This is a genomic window from Paenibacillus sp. D2_2, from assembly GCF_031199965.1.
Classification (GTDB): Bacteria; Bacillota; Bacilli; order Paenibacillales; family Paenibacillaceae; genus Fontibacillus.
In genome coordinates this window covers 2,918,676-2,936,696 of the sequence record NZ_CP133605.1, presented here as the reverse complement: position 1 = coordinate 2,936,696, position 18,021 = coordinate 2,918,676, and the positions used below count along the sequence as shown (strand labels likewise).

Genomic DNA, 18,021 nt, shown 5'->3' with positions numbered 1-18,021 from the left:
TAACTTTCTAAATACTGATTGCATTTAATAGGAGCAGAATATGGCGAAACAAAAATTTTACGTGGTCTGGGAAGGGCATAAACCTGGAATCTATACCTCTTGGCCCGAGTGTCAGACACAAGTTAACGGTTATACTAATGCAAAATACAAATCCTACGAGTCCCATGCAGAGGCAGAAGCAGCATATTCTAACGGTTGGAAACAGAACTGGGGAAGAGACAAGGCGAAGACAGCAGGTTCTGGTAGTGGCTATCCATCGAATCACAGTAAGTACAAATCATCAACAACTGCCACTAAAGAGGAAATAGATTATGACAGCATTTCAGTAGACGTAGGTACAAGAGGTAATCCCGGTCCGGTTGAATACAAGGGAGTGGATACCCAAACTGGTGAGATTCTGTTCTATGTTGGTCCTGTAAAGAACGGAACGAACAATTTAGGTGAATTCATCGCGATTGTCCATGCGCTTGCTTACTTGAAGAAACAGGGCAGCAAGAGGACGGTATACACCGATTCGAAAACAGCACTGGCATGGGTCCGCAACAAAAAACCAGCCACTTCTCTGGAACGTAATGATTCGACACGAGAAATTTGGGAATTGACGGACCGAGCGGTACAGTGGTTGCAAAACAATAAGTATGAGAATAAAATCCTGAAATGGAATACCGTCGAATGGGGCGAGATTAAAGCTGATTTCGGACGTAAATAAAAATAAATAAAGCCAATAGAAGTAACAGCCCTAGGAATGCTAACCTAAGGCTGTTTTTTCGTATGGACACATACTATAGAATTGGAGATATTAAGCGTGAAATAGATTCCTTCATACGCACCAATCTTGGACGCTGCCCGTAATCTTCTATAGTCAACAAGGTGGAGTCTTTAATGTCCTCCAAGAATATTTCACTCAGCTTCTGAGCGGTAGCTTCATGATAAATAAATGCATTCACTTCAAAGTTCAAGCGGAAGCTGCGATAATCCATATTTGCGGTTCCGACTGAAGAGATCTCATCATCAACGACAATGGTCTTGGCATGGATAAAGCCTTTTTTGTAGAGATAGACCTTGACACCAAGCTTCAGGAGTTCTCCGACATGGGACAAGGTGGCCCAATAAATGAACGGGTGATCCGGCTTGTCCGGGATCATGATATGTACATCTACACCGGATAAAGCGGCGATTCGTAACGCATCAAATACACTAGGATCCGGAACAAAATAAGGAGACTGGATATAGATGGATCGCTTAGCGGACATAATCATCTTGATGTAACCGTTCTTGATATGTTCCAGACTTGAATCGGGACCACTGGTGACAATCTGCATTCCTACCCGACCTGTCGTCTCAATTGCCGGGAATAGCTTAGTCTCATATGTAATTTCATTATGCTGCGACGCTTGGCTCCAGTCTAGAATGAAGCGAATTTGCATGGCGTATACCGCGCTGCCTTGAACTCGTAGATGAGTATCGCGCCAATATCCGAATTTCTTCTTGATCCCGAGATATTCATCTCCGACGTTGAAGCCACCAACGTAGCCAATCTTGCCGTCAATAATAACTAGCTTACGATGATTACGGTAATTGATTCTCAGGTTAATTAAATGTAGCTTGGAAGGGAAGAAGGCTTCGGCTTCACCACCTGCTGCCAAGAAATCCTTGAAGAAGCCCTTGGTTAACTTTCTCGAGCCTAGCTCATCATATAGCAGACGAACTTTAACTCCTTGCTTCGCTTTCTCTGTCAACAGATCGAGGAATTTCTTACCCAGATTATCTCGTTGGAAAATGTAGTACTGGACATGTACTGATTCCTGTGCCTCTCTGATGTCCTGAAATAGCCGCTCGAATTTAACCTTTCCATCCGTCAAAATATCGATCTCATTATCTTCAGTGAGAAGTGCATGATTCTCGTTCAAATGCATGTAAATAAGATCATCATTTTTCTGAGCTACATCATTCTTGAATTGAAAGCCTCCAGACTGGATACTCTCCATTTGCTCAAGTAGTAATTTCTCATAACGAAGCTTCTTGAGATCATCCCAGTGAAATAGCCGGATTTTGCGGAAATCCTGCGCGAACAGTAGGTAAAGTATAAATCCGAGCACGGGAATGAAGGAGAGAACAAGCAGCCAGGCCCAGGTCGATCCGATATCCTTCCTCTCCTGAAAGACAATGACGAGACCAAACAGAATATTCAGAACAAAGATGATACCAAAGACGATTGAAATAATAGAAGAGATACTCATAGACAAATTCGATTAGTCCTCCTGCAACTGGTTTATAATATTGTGATGATTATGTCACATCATTATACTTGAGCCCCTCTTTAAAAAACAACCTGTAAGAGGAAGTTCATCACATCAATCTTGAATCACGGGTTTCGCCATCATTGGCCAATAGATGGTTATAATTATTTTGTCCATTGACTTCATATCGAAATATTGGTTACACTATGGGAAATTGTTGAAGGAGGCGATGTAATATGAGTAACCGTAAATTTGTTGTGCATGTTGCTTATAAAACAAAGTCTCCTGAACGGATATCTGTCTCTTGATCGAAGTCTTGACCTGTGTTTATCAATCATTAAACTCAGGTAAGTTTCGAATCGTAAGATAGAAATGAAGCTTAAGCATCCGTAGAGGGATCTCTGCGGATGCTTTTTGGTGTAGTTTAGCCAATTTGAGCCCTTTTTAGGCAAGCAATTACGTAGGGATTCCTTTGATGTCGCTTGATTCGTTCAGGAGAATACGAAAGGGAGAACACAAATTGGAAAATCATCAATTAGAAGCATTCGGATGGACTACAGAATGGCAGCCTAAATGGCGGAATATTGCCGAACAATACAGTATAAAAGGTCAAATTGAGCCGGCAAGGATTGTAGCGGATCATGGCCAGAAGTATGAGATTAGAAGTGAACGAGGAACGAGTTGGGCTACCTTATCGGGCAAAGCTCGGCTTAAGGCCAGTGAGCAGAGAAGTTATCCCGGCGTCGGGGACTGGGTCGCGGTAAAAATGATGAATGAGGGCGATGATGCGATTATCCATGAGATAGTGGATCGCAAAAGCTTAATCGCCAGACAAGCGGCTGGGTTTGAGACGAAGGAGCAGATTATTGCTGCAAATGTAGACACCCTGTTCATCGTATGTGCGCTCAACTACGACTTTAACGTCCGCCGTCTAGAGCGATATTTAATTATGGCCTGGAACAGCGGAGTTAATCCGATAATCGTTCTGAGCAAAAGCGATCTCTGTGAAGATATACCATCCTTTATCGCAGAGACGGAATTAATCGCTCCAGGAGTGCCAGTAATAAGCGTATCGGCTCATCTAGGCATTGGTAGAGACCAGCTTGAGACTTACGTCTACCCGGGTACTACGATTGCTCTGGCCGGGTCGTCCGGAAGCGGAAAGTCTACGATAATCAACTGGCTAACCGGAGCCGAGCTGCAGCTTACGCAGGAAGTGCGCGAAGACGATAGCCGCGGACGCCATACAACGACGCACAGGGAGCTTTTCTTGCTTCCGCAGGGCGGTGTTCTTATCGATACGCCGGGTATGCGGGAGCTATCGATCTGGGACGATGATGGTGGCTTCGAGCGCACTTTCGAGGATATTGAGAAATTGAAGGAACAGTGTCAGTTCAGTGATTGCCAGCACCGGCATGAGAAAGGCTGCGCAGTACTACATGCGATAGATGAAGGGGAGTTAGACCGGAAGAGACTTGATAACTACCACAAGATGCAGCGTGAGATTCGATTCCAGATGAGGAAAGAAAGGATCGCAGCGAAGAGAAACGAAGGACGTTCAAGCACAAGCTCCTCTAAATCGGGGAAAAGGAACCGTCAGAGCTGGCGCAAAGAGATCGAGGAGTAATTCCTCGATCTCCTTATTTCAGCCGAAGAAACTAACAACTCAATTCGACTTAGAAAGGCAAAGTTTTAACATGACAGAATACATGAATATGGTAGAAACAGCTTTGACAAATGAACAACCGTTGAAATTGATTCTTAAAGGATGGATGGAAGAGGGAGTAGGCATTGTCGCTGTAGTTTATGCAACCACAGATTCTAACAAAGCTAGAAATCGTTTTGAAGAGCTAACTTCAGTAGTAAACGAGGACAATTACTATATGGTTTATAGTGTTCCTTTCGATACGGATTTAACTCAAATTGGGCACTACCCATCAATCGCTATTTCCAAAGAAGATTTTAAATAATGGCAATCTAAGGGAGGCCTTTTAATGTTCCATATTCGTCATGCCGTACTTCAGGATGCAGAAGCTATCGCAAATGTACATGTCGCAAGCTGGCGTACGACCTATCGGGGAGTTGTTCCAGACTCATATCTGTCCGATTTATCCGCCCAGAAGCGTGCTGAAATGTGGAAACGGCAGTTGTCTGGTACAGAGCAATCCATGAATATTTTTGTGGCGGAGACCGAGCAGGGGGAGATTATCGGATTTGCTTCAGGCGGTCGCTCCCGTTCTGATCAGTTACCGTATGAAGGGGAGCTTTATGCCATTTATCTGCTTGAGGTGTATCAAAGACTGGGGATAGGACGCAAACTAATGCTATCGGTCGGCTCTCAGTTGCGTGAGACTGGTTACCGGTCCATGCTGGTCTGGGCACTAGAGGATAACGGCTACTGTGCCTTCTATGAATCGCTTGGCGGGGAATCTACAGCGTACGAAGATGTAGAAATAGGCGGTATAAGCCTGAGAGAAGTGGGGTACGGGTGGGATGATCTAGACGCGTTAATCCTCAATTTGGAACGATCTGCATAATGCTGATATCAGATATCGTTACAGTTGCAATCATTGACGGAACAGACGCGTATTTCCTATAATTCGTAGTAGGAAGAAAATGTTCGAATAATTAGACAGGAGAGAAATCATGAGTCAACAAACCATTAACATATTAAGAGAATGTACCCCTATCTTCTCCATTTTGCAGGATCTAAATCGTCAAGAAATACTGGTGTTGTTATATGATGAAGGAGAAATGTCAGTAAATCAAATAGTAGAACGTCTTTCTTTGTCTAGACCAGCCATTTCACACCATTTGAAGCACTTGTTAGACGCAAAAATTGTGACAGTTCAAAAGCGTGCTACTGAAAGATATTATTCCCTTACACTCGACAATTCCCTTATCTTATTAAAACAACTCATTAATTCGTTGGAAACCGATAACCGATTGAAGAAATAATCAATAAGTTAATAGTTAAACGATGAAAGTAGTATTTTAAAATGCTACTTTTTTTGTTAAATGCATACCAAAAATACACATTGACAATGATATAAAAATAAAATATTATTTACTCAGTAAACGTTCGTTAGTTCGAACATATGAATGTTCGAGTCGTTATATAAGTTGTCAACATTAATAAGGAGGAGACGAAATGACATACAGTACACAAAAGGAATGGCAGGAGATACAGAATCATTTACCTAGGAAATACCATTTTACGCAAAGTTATCATCCAACGGAAGAATGGTGGAACTGGAAGGGTCATAAAGTACATTTAGATTGTTTCCGTAATAAAAAAGCCCCAGTTAAAGTAATTTTGTTACACGGCGTAGGTACCAATGGCAGACAGATGTCTATGATTTTAGGCGGTCCCTTATCAAAAGATGGTTTCGAAACGATTGCCATTGACATGCCAACTTATGGAGTAACAGAAGTCAGAAAGGGTGCCATTGTGAAGTATGATGACTGGGTTGATTTAGCAAGTGATTATATAGACTATGAATTACAACGCGATGACAGACCGATTGTCCTGTATGGCTTAAGTGCCGGTGGTATGGAAACTTATCATGTTGCAGCAAAAAACAAGAAAGTGAAAGGGATCGTTGGGATGACCTTCTTGGATCAAAGGGTTCAACAAGTGCGTGATGAAACAGCTAAAAACCTGTTTATGAGTCGAGTTGGAATTCCAATGGTAGGCGTTGCATGTAAAATCGGCTTAAGAAGCTTCAAGATGAAGATGAGTGTAGCTTCTAAGATGAGTGCCCTATGCAATGATAAAGAGGTAATGAAGGTCTTTAATCGTGATAAAACTTCTGCTGCAAATAAAACAAGTATGGCATTTTTAAAAAGTTACTCCGAGTACAAACCAGCACTTGAAGCAGAAGAATTTAATATATGTCCCATTCTTTTGACGCAGCCTGAACAGGATCGATGGACACCGCTACATTTAAGCACTCCGTTCTTAGATAAAATAACGAAGGTAGATGTGAAAATCGTTACCCTAGAAAACGGCAGTCACTATCCAGTGGAGCAACCTGCGTTGGATCAAATGCATGATGCTATCGTAGAATTTATTAATAAAGTGACTGCTTAGGCTCAGATCTAGGTATAAAAATTGACGGAAGAGAAGCAGATTTCCTATAATTTATAGTAGGAAGCTGCGGATTTTCCTGTTGTAATTTTGATGGGTATCCGACAGACAAGGATCATTTGAAAGGCGGTTATTCCATTGACAATGACAACGAACGGCTTGGAACGTCTGCTGAAGTTGGACGGAGCTTATAATGTACGTGATATCGGCGGGTATGAGACAATAACAGGTGAAATTGTACAGAACGGACGCTTGTTCCGTGCGGACGGGCTGCACCAGCTCTCGGCACGTGATCAGGAATTGATTCTCGGGTTAGGTGTACGGACGATTATTGATCTGCGTTTCGGTGATGAGACAGCAGCCAAGAAGGATGTATTTGCGGAACGTCAAGAGGTGCATTACTATAATATTTCATTGGTTAATCCAGCGACTACTAGGTTAGTAGATATTCGCAGTCTGGGCGACATGTATAAAATATTGCTGGACAACTCCGGGCCATTATTAGCTGAAGTATTCAGCCGTATTGCAGAGACAGAGGAAGGATTGTTATTTCATTGCTCTGCTGGTAAAGACCGCACCGGTGTTGTTGCTGCACTTTTGCTAGATTTGGCAGGAGTACCTCGGGAGACCATTGTTAGTGATTATGCGGAGACCGAGACGAACCTGGCTCCGATTATCGACGAGCTTCTGAAAGATCGCCCAGCAGAAATGTCCATAGAGGAGTATCGGGCATTCATGGGTAGCGCACCTGAGAATATGGAGATCATGCTCGATCATCTCTATTCGGTCTATGGTGGGGCAGAGCAGTACTTGATCACGAATGGTCTTCGTACTGAAGAGATCGAGACGTTAAGAGGCAGATTGTTAGAGGGTTAGGCCGTGGAATGCACAGAAGAACGGAAATGTATTCATTTCCGTTCTTTTTGTTATTTACTGACTCTCCAGCAGTCTCCTCAACTTATTCTCTGTATTCGAGTCGGGGGCGGAGTGTAAATGCTGCAGCGCAAATCGGCATCACCTTGTACCTGGAAGGAAGTAAGGTGGAATAACATCTTGCCAGCCTTGGCGTGTCTAAATTCAATTAACACTTCTGGCGCAGTACTCACCTTGCTCTGCTGCCATAAGGCGTTGAATTCCGGTGCGGCTCCACTCATTTCGGCAATAAATTCTTCGTACCATTCATCCTCCACGTACTGCCCGTAATAGGCACGGAAGATCGCAAGAAAGCCGCTGACGAAATCCTCCCAATTCACGGCAAGTCGCCGTAATTCCTTTCTCGTAAAAAGCAACGAAATCATGTTCCTTTGCTCAAAGGGTATGCTATCGAAATTGATGAATACCTGGGAAGCAGCTGCATTCCAAGCTACGATATTATAATGACGGTCATTGATAATCGCAGGGCAGTAGCGCAGCTCCTGAATGATCTTGATTAAAGCGGGGCTGATCGCTGCAAACTCATCCTTGGGGCGGGCGGCAGGGGAGACTGGGCCCATCGCGAGGGCAAATAGATATTTCCGCTCGTCAACGGTTAGTTGTAGTGCAGTAGCGACGCAATCCAGTACTGAGGTGGACACTTGTATATCTCTGCCTTGTTCCAGCCATGTGTACCATGTTGGACTCACCCCAGCCAACTGCGCCACTTCTTCTCGGCGTAGGCCCGGCGTGCGTCGGCGTGTACCATGTGAGAATCCGACAGACTCCGGTGAAATCTTGGCCCGGCTCGCCTTGAGAAATTCTGATAAAGCCTGAAGCCTTCCTTGATCCTTCATCAATTAGTCACTCTCCAAGATAATTGAGTTCGTTAGACTAGTAGTTCTTATACTATGATAACACACAACTTGTAATAGCATAATGAAAGTGACAAGATGGATGGTAAGAGAGGTTCTGACCGATCTAGAGCTATGCCTAATAGAAAGGATGAACAACGATGGAACGAGTAGTTATTACAGGAATGGGCGTAATATCGCCTGTCGGAAATGAAGTAGACAGCTTCTGGGACAGTCTAGTACATGGTAAATCTGGAATATCACATATTGATACATTTGATACATCATCTCATAAAGCGAAAATTGCTGGACTTGTAAAGGAGTTCGACGCCGAAGAGGAGTTCGGCCGTAAAGAAGCAAGGCGAATGGATCGCTTCTGCCAATTTGCAATAGTAGCGGCAGATCAGGCTGTTAAAGATGCCGAGCTAAAGCTGGATGAACTAGATTTACAGCGTCTGGGTGTCTATGTTGGTTCAGGCGTTGGCGGTATACAGACACTGCTCGATCAACATGATCAGTTGAAGAATAGAGGGGCACAGCGAGTCAGCCCGACTCTGGTACCGATGATGATCTCGAATATGGCCGCGGCTATGATCAGCATTAAATATGGGGCGACTGGACCGACACTCTCTCCCGTGACTGCTTGCTCAATAGGCAATACTGCGATTGGTGAAGCAGCGCGGCTAATTCGTTCAGGCGGAGCCGATGTAATCATTGCTGGCGGTACAGAAGCTGCAATTACGGATATATCACTCGCTAGCTTTGGCAATGCCGGGGCATTGTCAAGCCGTAACGATGCGCCTGAACAAGCGAGCAGGCCATTCGATCGGGATCGCGACGGCTTCGTTATGTCGGAGGGAGCAGGGATTGTCGTACTTGAATCGTTATCCCATGCGGAGCGGAGAAACGCTAAAATCTATGCCGAAGTTATCGGATATGGAGCGACTTCCGACGCCTATCATATGGTAGCAACTCATCCAGAAGGAATCGGAGCGTACCGTGCGATGGAGCTGGCGCTTCAGGATGCCGGAATTGAACCTAGGCAGATCGACGTAATTAGTGCACATGCCACTAGTACAGAAATCGGAGATATCTCGGAGACGAAGGCGATTAAGAAGCTATTTGGAGCAGCGGCATATGACGTTCCCGTGACTGCCAATAAATCGATGACAGGCCATCTGCTGGGTGCATCGAGTGCTGTTGAAGCGGTCGCTCTCGTCAAGAGCCTGCAGACGGGGATCATCCCGCCGACAATCAATCTGCATGACCCTGATCCAATCTGCGATCTTGATTATGTTCCGCATGAAGCTAGAAGCAAGGACCTACAGATTGGTATGTCCAATTCCTTCGGATTCGGCGGCCATAATGCGGTAATTATATTGAGAAAACTCAATTAGTACCAATGTGTACTATTTAAAAGGCTCGAAGAGAGACCCACTCAGGGTCTCTCTTCATTTGTTCTTGGTAGCCATATGGATTCCCATATGTTTCTGCTCGTGCTCAGGTTCGACATGGATCAAAACCTGAGCTCGATTAAAGATGCTCTTGATGGCCGTTTCAATATTGTCGCAAAGGTGATGGGCGGTCTCGATGTCCATTTTAGAGGGAAGCACAAGATGGAAATCGATATATTCCTCAGGTCCGGACCGCCGGGTACGGAAATCATGGATTTCAATGTACTGAGCTTCATATTGGGCAATCACCTGTAAAATCTGCTCCTCTTCTGCATCAGTTAGGTGAGCATCGATCAATGGAGGAAAGGATTCCTTCATTAGCTCGAAGGCTTCCCACATAATATAGCAGGCAAGTACAATTCCGATCAGAGGATCAAGGATAGTCCAGCCCGTGATTGCGGCTAGTAATAGGCTGACGCCAACGCCCAAGGAAGTATAGACATCCGTAAGCAGATGTAGGGCATTGGATTTCATTGCTACGGAATGAGTTGCATCGGCCGTGCGCTTCACCTTGACGGATACGACGAAGTTGATTGCTGCACCAATAAACATCACGATGATTCCGAGATGCGGAAGCTCGATAGGGGAAGGATGTAGCAGCTTCTGCACGCATTCATAAATAATCCAAATACCGGCTGACGAAGATTAGTAGCGTCTCGATTGTCCCCGATATGTTCTCTACTTTTCCATGTCCGTACGGATGTCCGCGGTCTGCGTCACGGCCTGATATACGGACAGAAATAAATGCGATCAACGAGGCCAGCAAGTCCAGAGCAGAATGGATTGCTTCCGATATAACGGCAACGGATCCGGTTAGAAAACCGACGATGAGCTTCAATATGACGATGAAAGTGTTGCTGAACACAGACAGACTTGCAGTTTTGGAGGCATTCATTAAGATCACAACCTTAGATTTCTTTCTTATATTGTACTACCTATTTATATGTCTCGTGTAGTCTCCGTCGAAAGTAGCCGCCTTATTCAAAAGCGCAAACCGGAATTCATGCACATATCTTGTATAGAGACCTATATCTATATATACTTATATAGTCCGCTGCAAGAAAACCAACCATTGAGCCTGCGGTCGCTCAACCTGAATGGCCTCGTTAAGAGGTTTTCTTATTGTTGAAAGGAGACTACCCATGTTTTGGGATCACAGACTAACCCAGATATGCAAGGAAAATGAGGATTTATCGAAATACTCAACTTATGAAATCGGAGGGATGGCTCGGTTTGTCGCCAAGCCCAGACGCACTGAAGAAATTGTACTATTATTGGAACAAGCTCAATCCAGTGGAATTCAGACGGTGATGTTCGGGATGGGCTCGAATCTTCTTTTACCCGATCGTCCTGGTCCTGAGACCTTATATATATCGATGCGTGACCACATTGAAGTTATGCCAAGAGGAGATCTCCTGTATGTATCAGCAGGAACTCCACTATCGATGCTATCATTATTCGGAGATCTTAGCGGCTTTACAGACTATCATTTTACCTTCTTACTACCGGGTACGCTAGGTGGTGGTGTCTATATGAATGCAAAATATTTTGCCAATGTGATGTGTGATTATTTGGATACGGTATATTATATCGATCTAGATGCACCGGGAAGAGGAATCCAGAGCATCCATGTGGATGATTGCCAATTTGCTTACAAACAGTCTATTTTTCAACATCAACCTTGGTTCATCACAGGGGCCGACTTGAAATTGAAAACGGCGGGAGCGTCTTTTGATTTCGAACGGATTAACAATTATTTGAATCAACCGCTTGTAAGGGATAGCATCGATAATTCCAGTTTAGCAAGCTTCTACCGTTTCTATCGCAATTATTTGTCTTCATTAGAACAGAGCAACAAGCCAGTTCCTGAGGCGATGATGAATGTTGTTCAAGATCGGACCGGAAAGAATCATTTCGATTATCCTTCCTGCGGCTCCGTGTTCAAGAATGATTACACGATTGGAACGCCGGTTGGCAAACTGGTGGAGAGCGTCGGGCTTAAGGGTACTGCACGCGGCAATGCGATGATCTCGCCGGTACATGGCAATGTCATACAGAATCGTGGCGGGGCAACGGCAGCTGATGTGATCGAGTTAATTCAAATTGTGCAGGAGGCTCTGCATAAAAACTTCAATTTCGTTCCTGTGCCGGAACTCGTTATTGTAAAATAAAGTCTGCAAAAAGCCGCTTATCGCGGCTTTTTTGCATTCAGGTGAGAAAATCGGATCATTTTTGACAAGGTCTTTATTTTCGAGTATTATCCACTTTATCATTAACGCATCCAAGGTTGGGAGGTGCAAAGCTTGGATCATGTAACACGTAATCATGTGTTGATCTGTGAAGATGAAGATCATATTAGACGATTTATTTCGATTAATTTATCTAATAATGGATTTACAGTATATGAAGCTGCAAGTGGAGAATCAGCGATACAGAGCTATTCTGAACATAAACCTGATGTCATTGTTCTGGATATTATGCTGCCGGATACTGATGGATTTGAGATCTGCACACAGATCAGAGCACAGGACCCATCGGTCATAATAGTATTTCTAACTGCACGTGGACAAGATCTGGATAAGATCAAGGGGCTAGAGATCGGTGCCGATGATTATATCGTCAAGCCGTTCAATCCGCTCGAACTTGTAGCACGTATTCATGCTATACTGCGGCGCACGGACAACAAAATGATGCCGCTGCGGCATGTTCTTGAGTCTGGTCCGTTCCGCGTCGATATGAATTCAAATAAAGTGTTCAAGCACGATGAGGTTATCGAGCTGACACCGAAGGAATTCCAGATGCTTCGATCTTTTTGGAACATCCCGATACCGCATTATCTCGTAATGAATTGCTGAATCTCGTCTGGGGCGAGGATTTCATAGGTGACCCGAAGACAGTAGATGTGCATGTGCGCAAGCTCCGTGAGAAAGTCGAGGATGACGGTTCCAATCCGCAATGGATTGAGACAGTCTGGGACTCGGATATCGGTGGAGGAAGGACGGATAAGACATGGGCATACAGAAAAGGCTCGTGGGAAGCTATATGGTCGTGATCTTTATCACCGTTCTGATTCTTGAGATCTTCCTTATCGCCTCGGTGAGGTTTTACTACTTTCATAATGTAGAGCGGATTTTAATGAATCAAGCCGAGCTGTCTGCTTCTTTTTTTCAGCAATATTTTGCTGAAGATGATTTGGAGGCGCAATCAGATCGTCTCCTGAAAGGGTTCTCACACAATTCAGATGCTCAGGTTCAGATCATCACCACTTCAGGTAGGCTGTTGCAGGATTCTAATGGGTTCCATGGTCAGATTAAAATGACTCAATATCCAGATGTGCAGACTGCTATCACTGGTATACCTGGAGTGTGGAAAGGGAAGGATCCGGTAACGAATGAACCGGTATTAGCAGTATCCTACCCTTTACAAGCGCAAGAAAAAGGCTCCACGTTGGGTGAGGTTAGGTTTGCTACTTCCTTGACAACGACACTGCATACGATCCATCAGATTACGATTCTTCTCATCTCCGTCGGTATCCTTGTTATCGCCATCGTCACGATACTCGGATTGCTACTGTCCCGGACAATTACAAGATCAATCAAGGATCTTAAGCAAGCAGCGAACCGTATGACGGAAGGAGATTTCAACGTACGAGTACACAAGCGTTATCAGGATGAATTAGGCTCTTTAGCGGATACGCTGAATATGATGGCTGCAAGAATCCTAAAGAGCGAAGAACTGAAGAATGATTTTATCTCTTCCATCTCCCACGAACTTCGTACGCCGCTTACTTCGATTAAAGGCTGGGTCATTACTCTCAAGGCAAATGGGAGGAACAACCAAATGCTTGTTCAAGAAGGACTTGATATTATGGAAGCAGAGAGCGACAGGTTAACTCATTTGGTAGATGAACTGCTTGATTTCTCAAAACTGGATAACGGTAGAATATCTCTCCAGTTTACTTCTGTCGATCTTGAACAGTTGATTTGGCAAATCGGTAGACAGCTTAACCCAAGGGCAGTCAGGCAAGGGGTCAACCTGGAAGTGCAAGTTGAGGAAGATCTTCCTAATGTCTCGGCTGATGTGAATCGGTTAAAGCAGGTCTTCATAAATCTGTTGGATAATTCGTTGAAATACACCCCACATGGAGGTAGTATTGTTGTCCGAGCATATAGGGATGAAGAAAATGTCATCATATGTGTTGAGGATACCGGTTAGGGATCGCCGAGGATAAATTGGCGCATGTCCTTCGTAAATTTTATAAAGCGGATCAGCATGCTGCAGGTAGTGGACTCGGTCTCGCTATATCCGATCAAATCATTCAATTGCATCAAGGAGAACTACGAATCAGCAGCAAGATGGGCAAGGGGACGACGGTTCACATTCTTCTGCCTGTAGTTAGATGATGAATTTTAACTATTTCATAACCACTTTATGGGCCGACACGATTAAAATAGATACTAACCTTGGAAGACTGGGGAAGATGATCATAAATATGCTTCATAAACTCAATCGAGCAGGAATTATGGTGACTTTGTTATTGATGCTCGGAGGTTGCAGCATTCCGGCAACGCCTATCGATATGATCAAGCCTCCTGTATCTGTGAGCAGTCTAGAACGGGATGAAGTCAGTCAAGAACTTATGAAGCTACTGCCCGATCAAGCGCAACTAATAGTTCCTATGCAGGGCGAGCAGGGACAAGATATTTCATTCGGTGATATGGATGGCGATGGAATCAATGAAGCCCTCATTGTCTACGAAGATAGCAGTACATCGGGAAAAGCCTTGAAGGCAGCATTATTTAAGCAGTTTGACAATTCGTGGCGAATCGTATCTGAGATCAAGGGCTTTGGGTATGGGCTAGAGTATGCCGGCTTCCCGGATATCAATCACGATGGTAGACAAGAGCTTGCACTCGGTTGGTCATTAGGAGCGGCAGGCAACGGGCTGAATATTTATGAATTGAGTAATGATCAATTGGAGCTCATTCAGAAGAAGGAATATCATGGAAATCTCGATCTCGATAACTAACTGATTAATCATGGATACTACCAGACGAGGATTTAATATATCGGAAACTTATTAACGACCGTTATGATCTAACACATAGTCCGAGGCACTACGTCTGAACTAGGCGTTTGAGCGCTCATTGGACTATTTGTGATGCCCATTTCTATCATAACTTATTTTTTATTACTAGATATCATATCATCAGGAAGAGGGTTAAGATTTTGAATTTAATTCAAATAGATCAGATTGTGTTTGAAACTATTAATAACTTAACAGTTACACTTTCAGCATTGAATCCAATTATGCAATTTATGTCAGAAAAAGCGGAATACCTCTTTTACATTGGAATCATTATTTATTGGTTCATGAGCGGCCGTGAAAATAAGAAGATGGTAGTTGTAGCGCTCTTTGCGGCCTGCGTTGGTTTTGGAGTAGGGAATATCCTTTCTCATTTGTTCTATCGGGACAGACCGTTTGTCCAATTTCCCGTCCATCAATTAATAGACCACGCTGCAAACGCTTCGTTCCCTAGCGATCATTCTATTGGTTCATTTGTCATTGCAACGGCAATATTTTTATATCGGAAAAAAGATGGTGTCATTTGGCTTCTACTTGCCGGATTGATTTCATTCTCTCGAATTTGGAATGGTGTTCATTTCCCATCAGATGTGATAACAGGTGCACTTTTAGGCGTAATTTGCGCACTTCTTGTAAAACAGATTTTTCATCGCTGGTCCCTGGCCCAAAAGGGTTTAAACGTAGGTTTAAAGCTATATGAAGGCGTTGAGAGAAAAGTAGGCTTGCGTCGTTCATAGATTGAGCCGTATTATATATCAATAAACTATTTTTAATATAGTGGGGGAAACCATGTCTGATTTTTTTAAAAAAATAGCAGTACGTAGAGTTCTAAAAATCACGGGTATACTGCTTATTGTACTTGTCCTTGGAGTTGGTAGCTATGTAGGATACTTATATGTTAAGGCGGATGCTGCGCTACAGCGAATAGCTTCCGGTGGAGAAACGTTGCCAACGTTCGAAAACTCTCATAACGATGAAGATTCCACACCAATACCTGATCCGGAGATAAAACCGATGATCTTCCTTCTAGCGGGAGTCGATAGTCGGGATGGTAGTGACGGGACGGTAAATACAGATGTTCTTATGCTTGTAAGTTATAATCCTGATACCCATTCAGCAAGTCTTTTGTCCCTACCGCGAGATCTAAAGATCTATTCTGATTCAACGGGTTCCCGCAAAGCAAATTATTATTATGCCCATAACTATATCAAAGATAAATCCGGGGCTATTCCGAATACGAAACAATTCTTCAGTGAGTTGTTAGATCTGCCTATTGATTATATGGTTGTTGTAGATTTCGATGCATTAAAAGAAACAGTAGATGTATTAGGCGGACTTCAGATCAATGTCCATATGGACATGAAATATAAAGACTCTGCAGACGGGACGAATATTGATTTACAAAAAGGACTGCAGACGTTAGATGGACAACAGACGTTGAACTTTGTTCGTTATCGTAAATCTAATCAAGGTACACAAGAGTCTTCCGACTTTGCCCGTAATCAGCGTCAACAGCAGGTTATAAAACAGATTTTGGATAAATTGAGTTCTTTTAATGGAATAAGCCAATGGGGAAGCATTCTAGATATCATTGGTAATAATGTAACATCCGATATACCTGGACCGGTATTACGTCGATGGATCTTGAACTTCCCCAGTTTAAAGCCGAATCAAATTCAATCTTTAGAAGTAGAAAGCGATTGGAAGAGTCCATTTGTATATGTGAAACAAGATGATCTAATGGATGCGCTTAAAACTTTACGACAAGAGGTAGGACTCAGTACGGACAGCAAGCCAAAATTCGAATATATTGGGACATTGAAATAAAAATATGGATGATCGAAATGATGTAGAAAGAGCGGCTGTTCTCACAGCTGCTCTTTTTTAAATTGGTTGCATTTACGCGTATTTACCAGCCAAAGTCGAGTGTATTTCCGGTTTCGGCCACCGTTTTGATGTTGCTCAGTATCATCCACCAATGTGATTCGGCATTCTGCAAGGAGGGATGGTTGTCTGACCATTGATCATTAATTAGCGTTAGCTTCGTGCATTTGCCCACCGTATCCAACGTGAAAGTAACTCGTGAAGTTAGTTCCTGGTGATTTGCATGATAGGAGGCCCCTGGATGCTCGAGATAGCTTAATGTCTTTTGTGGTTCATATGTCAGGATGTCCCCATAAACATGCACCGTCTCATCGCCGTCTGCACCAGGTCCGATGTAGGCAAAAGGCTCACCGGCTTTAAAACTGGACTGTAGTACGCAGTTAAAGAAAGTCTTTCTTGTCCCCTCAGGTTCTACCAGCAGATCCCACACTTTTCCTTGCTCGGCACCGATATAAAATTCATATTTTAGGCTTGTCATATTTCCACGCTCCCTATAGATGGATATCTCTTCTTGAAATCATGTAAAACTCCTGAGAACAGGAATTTTATGTTAATATCATGATACCTTGTAAGTCGAACGGTGTATTGTAAAAACACGACAAGAATAATTGTTATGAACAAGTCAGGAGTTGATAAATTCATGCTGAATACTAACAAGCCGAGTATGGGAGTTCTAAACCTGCAGAGGGGAGAGCAGAGGTTCAACTTGTCTCGTTATCCCGCCGCGGAAGCACTAAGTTATTTTGTTAAGCATTACTGGATTGTCAGCTGGGAAAGTCGGGATGAAGAACCATTCATGCAGCATGTTGTCCCGAATCCTTGCGTTAATCTAGTTATTGAGCCGGGTAAGACGCTGATCTATGCTCCTTCGACTCAGAAGTTCACGTATCCTATCTATGGACAAGGCCTCGTCTTTGGGATCAAATTTAAGCCAGGAGGCTTCTATCCGTTCCTACAGCATTCCGTCTCCAGTTTGCTAAATCACCCTCTAGAAGTAAGTGCCATCCTTGATATGAACGGACCTGAGTTGGAGCATACGATCCTCAATCTTGGCGATGAACAACATTCTATGGTGAAGGCTATGAATGAGCTGCTACTGTCCAAGCTTCCGTCACAAGATGAGCAGGTGCTTCAGATCAACCAAATCATTGATTTCATCTCAGGAGATAGGGATGTATCCAAGGTAGATGTGGTGTGTGATCATTTTCAGATCCATATCCGTAAACTTCAGCGATTATTCGATCAATATGTCGGCATCTGCCCGAAGTGGGTGATTCGACTGTATCGCTTACAGAATGCTGCTGAGATGATGGATCGCCAGGCGCCGATTGATCTTTCACAGCTTGCGATGGAGCTAGGGTATCATGACCAATCTCATTTTATAAAAGATTTTAAAGCAGTCGTAGGTTGTACTCCGGATGAATACCGGCGAATCGTGTGTAGTAGTGAAATATTAACTATTTCATAACCACTTCGAGCTGCGTAGCCTTTAATATATGGA

19 protein-coding genes and 2 pseudogenes are annotated in these 18,021 nt (G+C 43.6%); 17 read left to right on the top strand and 4 right to left on the bottom strand.

What is annotated here, in order from left to right:
* Nucleotides 1-40: 40 nt before the first annotated feature.
* Nucleotides 41-709, top strand: a complete 669-nt coding sequence (gene rnhA, locus RE628_RS14950) for a ribonuclease H (RefSeq protein ID WP_309153849.1) — start codon at nt 41-43, stop codon at nt 707-709.
* Between the two features lie 73 nt (nt 710-782).
* On the opposite strand, the gene cls is transcribed toward rnhA, so the two are convergent.
* Nucleotides 783-2,240, bottom strand: coding sequence for a cardiolipin synthase (gene cls / locus RE628_RS14945; protein ID WP_309159473.1), 1,458 nt, complete (start codon nt 2,238-2,240; stop codon nt 783-785).
* A gap of 475 nt (nt 2,241-2,715) precedes the next feature.
* On the opposite strand from cls, the gene rsgA reads away from it, so the two are divergent.
* The 6 genes from rsgA (at nt 2,716) to RE628_RS14915 (ending at nt 7,206) form a co-directional block, all read left to right on the top strand.
* Nucleotides 2,716-3,867, top strand: coding sequence for a ribosome small subunit-dependent GTPase A (gene rsgA, locus RE628_RS14940; RefSeq protein ID WP_375142916.1), 1,152 nt, complete (start codon nt 2,716-2,718; stop codon nt 3,865-3,867).
* Between the two features lie 82 nt (nt 3,868-3,949).
* Nucleotides 3,950-4,210 carry a hypothetical protein gene (locus tag RE628_RS14935; RefSeq protein WP_309153847.1) on the top strand — a complete coding sequence of 87 codons (261 nt, stop codon included), beginning with the start codon at nt 3,950-3,952 and terminating at the stop codon, nt 4,208-4,210.
* Nucleotides 4,211-4,234: 24 nt separating this feature from the next.
* The gene (locus RE628_RS14930) at nt 4,235-4,777 is read left to right on the top strand and encodes a GNAT family N-acetyltransferase (protein WP_309153846.1); all 543 of its coding nucleotides are present in this window, start codon (nt 4,235-4,237) and stop codon (nt 4,775-4,777) included.
* Nucleotides 4,778-4,886: 109 nt separating this feature from the next.
* On the top strand, nt 4,887-5,198 hold the full coding sequence (locus tag RE628_RS14925) for an ArsR/SmtB family transcription factor (RefSeq protein WP_309153845.1): 312 nt from the start codon (nt 4,887-4,889) through the stop codon (nt 5,196-5,198).
* Between the two features lie 193 nt (nt 5,199-5,391).
* Nucleotides 5,392-6,333 (top strand): alpha/beta hydrolase, encoded by a 942-nt coding sequence (locus RE628_RS14920; RefSeq protein WP_309153844.1) that lies wholly within the window; start codon nt 5,392-5,394, stop codon nt 6,331-6,333.
* A 141-nt stretch (nt 6,334-6,474) separates the two neighbouring features.
* Nucleotides 6,475-7,206, top strand: coding sequence for a tyrosine-protein phosphatase (locus RE628_RS14915; RefSeq protein ID WP_309159472.1), 732 nt, complete (start codon nt 6,475-6,477; stop codon nt 7,204-7,206).
* Nucleotides 7,207-7,260: 54 nt separating this feature from the next.
* Here the strand turns inward: RE628_RS14915 and RE628_RS14910 are convergent.
* Nucleotides 7,261-8,099: pseudogene (locus RE628_RS14910) on the bottom strand (helix-turn-helix transcriptional regulator).
* Nucleotides 8,100-8,257: 158 nt separating this feature from the next.
* On the opposite strand from RE628_RS14910, the gene fabF reads away from it, so the two are divergent.
* Nucleotides 8,258-9,493, top strand: coding sequence for a beta-ketoacyl-ACP synthase II (gene fabF, locus RE628_RS14905; RefSeq protein WP_309153843.1), 1,236 nt, complete (start codon nt 8,258-8,260; stop codon nt 9,491-9,493).
* Nucleotides 9,494-9,547: 54 nt separating this feature from the next.
* Here the strand turns inward: fabF and RE628_RS14900 are convergent.
* A pseudogene (locus RE628_RS14900) lies at nt 9,548-10,445 on the bottom strand (cation diffusion facilitator family transporter).
* A gap of 247 nt (nt 10,446-10,692) precedes the next feature.
* Between RE628_RS14900 and RE628_RS14895 the strand changes: the two are divergent.
* The 8 genes from RE628_RS14895 (at nt 10,693) to RE628_RS14860 (ending at nt 16,463) form a co-directional block, all read left to right on the top strand.
* Nucleotides 10,693-11,721, top strand: a complete 1,029-nt coding sequence (locus RE628_RS14895) for a UDP-N-acetylmuramate dehydrogenase (RefSeq protein WP_309153842.1) — start codon at nt 10,693-10,695, stop codon at nt 11,719-11,721.
* A 132-nt stretch (nt 11,722-11,853) separates the two neighbouring features.
* Nucleotides 11,854-12,405: a response regulator transcription factor gene (locus RE628_RS14890; RefSeq protein WP_309153841.1), complete on the top strand. Its 552-nt coding sequence runs from the start codon at nt 11,854-11,856 to the stop codon at nt 12,403-12,405.
* Nucleotides 12,399-12,602: a winged helix-turn-helix domain-containing protein gene (locus RE628_RS14885; RefSeq protein ID WP_309153840.1), complete on the top strand. Its 204-nt coding sequence runs from the start codon at nt 12,399-12,401 to the stop codon at nt 12,600-12,602. Before RE628_RS14890 ends, RE628_RS14885 begins: the two co-directional genes overlap by 7 nt.
* Nucleotides 12,560-13,765 (top strand): sensor histidine kinase, encoded by a 1,206-nt coding sequence (locus tag RE628_RS14880; protein ID WP_309153839.1) that lies wholly within the window; start codon nt 12,560-12,562, stop codon nt 13,763-13,765. The genes RE628_RS14885 and RE628_RS14880 overlap by 43 nt, the downstream gene beginning before the upstream one ends.
* A gap of 17 nt (nt 13,766-13,782) precedes the next feature.
* Entirely contained in the window at nt 13,783-13,953 is a 171-nt protein-coding gene (locus RE628_RS14875; RefSeq protein WP_309153838.1) for an ATP-binding protein, read from the top strand.
* Between the two features lie 89 nt (nt 13,954-14,042).
* Entirely contained in the window at nt 14,043-14,579 is a 537-nt protein-coding gene (locus RE628_RS14870) for a hypothetical protein (protein WP_309153837.1), read from the top strand.
* A gap of 200 nt (nt 14,580-14,779) precedes the next feature.
* Nucleotides 14,780-15,373 carry an undecaprenyl-diphosphatase gene (locus RE628_RS14865; RefSeq protein ID WP_309153836.1) on the top strand — a complete coding sequence of 198 codons (594 nt, stop codon included), beginning with the start codon at nt 14,780-14,782 and terminating at the stop codon, nt 15,371-15,373.
* A 52-nt stretch (nt 15,374-15,425) separates the two neighbouring features.
* Entirely contained in the window at nt 15,426-16,463 is a 1,038-nt protein-coding gene (locus tag RE628_RS14860; RefSeq protein WP_309153835.1) for an LCP family protein, read from the top strand.
* 82 nt (nt 16,464-16,545) lie between these two features.
* Here RE628_RS14860 and RE628_RS14855 read toward each other — a convergent pair whose 3' ends face one another.
* The gene (locus RE628_RS14855) at nt 16,546-16,998 is read right to left on the bottom strand and encodes an SRPBCC domain-containing protein (protein WP_309153834.1); all 453 of its coding nucleotides are present in this window, start codon (nt 16,996-16,998) and stop codon (nt 16,546-16,548) included.
* A 162-nt stretch (nt 16,999-17,160) separates the two neighbouring features.
* On the opposite strand from RE628_RS14855, the gene RE628_RS14850 reads away from it, so the two are divergent.
* Nucleotides 17,161-17,988: an AraC family transcriptional regulator gene (locus RE628_RS14850; protein WP_309153833.1), complete on the top strand. Its 828-nt coding sequence runs from the start codon at nt 17,161-17,163 to the stop codon at nt 17,986-17,988.
* Nucleotides 17,989-18,021: the final 33 nt, after the last annotated feature.

Excerpts from the sequence above, each read along its gene's own strand:
- RE628_RS14930 (WP_309153846.1), top strand. The coding sequence starts at position 4,235 with ATGTTCCATATTCGTCATGCCGTACTTCAGGATGCAGAAGCTATCGCA.
- RE628_RS14935 (WP_309153847.1), top strand. The coding sequence starts at position 3,950 with ATGAATATGGTAGAAACAGCTTTGACAAATGAACAACCGTTGAAATTG.
- cls (WP_309159473.1), bottom strand. The coding sequence starts at position 2,240 with ATGAGTATCTCTTCTATTATTTCAATCGTCTTTGGTATCATCTTTGTT.
- RE628_RS14850 (WP_309153833.1), top strand. The coding sequence starts at position 17,161 with ATGCTGAATACTAACAAGCCGAGTATGGGAGTTCTAAACCTGCAGAGG.
- RE628_RS14880 (WP_309153839.1), top strand. The coding sequence starts at position 12,560 with ATGGGCATACAGAAAAGGCTCGTGGGAAGCTATATGGTCGTGATCTTT.
- RE628_RS14860 (WP_309153835.1), top strand. The coding sequence starts at position 15,426 with ATGTCTGATTTTTTTAAAAAAATAGCAGTACGTAGAGTTCTAAAAATC.
- rsgA (WP_375142916.1), top strand. The coding sequence starts at position 2,716 with ATGTCGCTTGATTCGTTCAGGAGAATACGAAAGGGAGAACACAAATTG.
- RE628_RS14920 (WP_309153844.1), top strand. The coding sequence starts at position 5,392 with ATGACATACAGTACACAAAAGGAATGGCAGGAGATACAGAATCATTTA.
- RE628_RS14895 (WP_309153842.1), top strand. The coding sequence starts at position 10,693 with ATGTTTTGGGATCACAGACTAACCCAGATATGCAAGGAAAATGAGGAT.
- rnhA (WP_309153849.1), top strand. The coding sequence starts at position 41 with ATGGCGAAACAAAAATTTTACGTGGTCTGGGAAGGGCATAAACCTGGA.
- RE628_RS14915 (WP_309159472.1), top strand. The coding sequence starts at position 6,475 with ATGACAACGAACGGCTTGGAACGTCTGCTGAAGTTGGACGGAGCTTAT.
- fabF (WP_309153843.1), top strand. The coding sequence starts at position 8,258 with ATGGAACGAGTAGTTATTACAGGAATGGGCGTAATATCGCCTGTCGGA.
- RE628_RS14925 (WP_309153845.1), top strand. The coding sequence starts at position 4,887 with ATGAGTCAACAAACCATTAACATATTAAGAGAATGTACCCCTATCTTC.
- RE628_RS14870 (WP_309153837.1), top strand. The coding sequence starts at position 14,043 with ATGCTTCATAAACTCAATCGAGCAGGAATTATGGTGACTTTGTTATTG.
- RE628_RS14855 (WP_309153834.1), bottom strand. The coding sequence starts at position 16,998 with ATGACAAGCCTAAAATATGAATTTTATATCGGTGCCGAGCAAGGAAAA.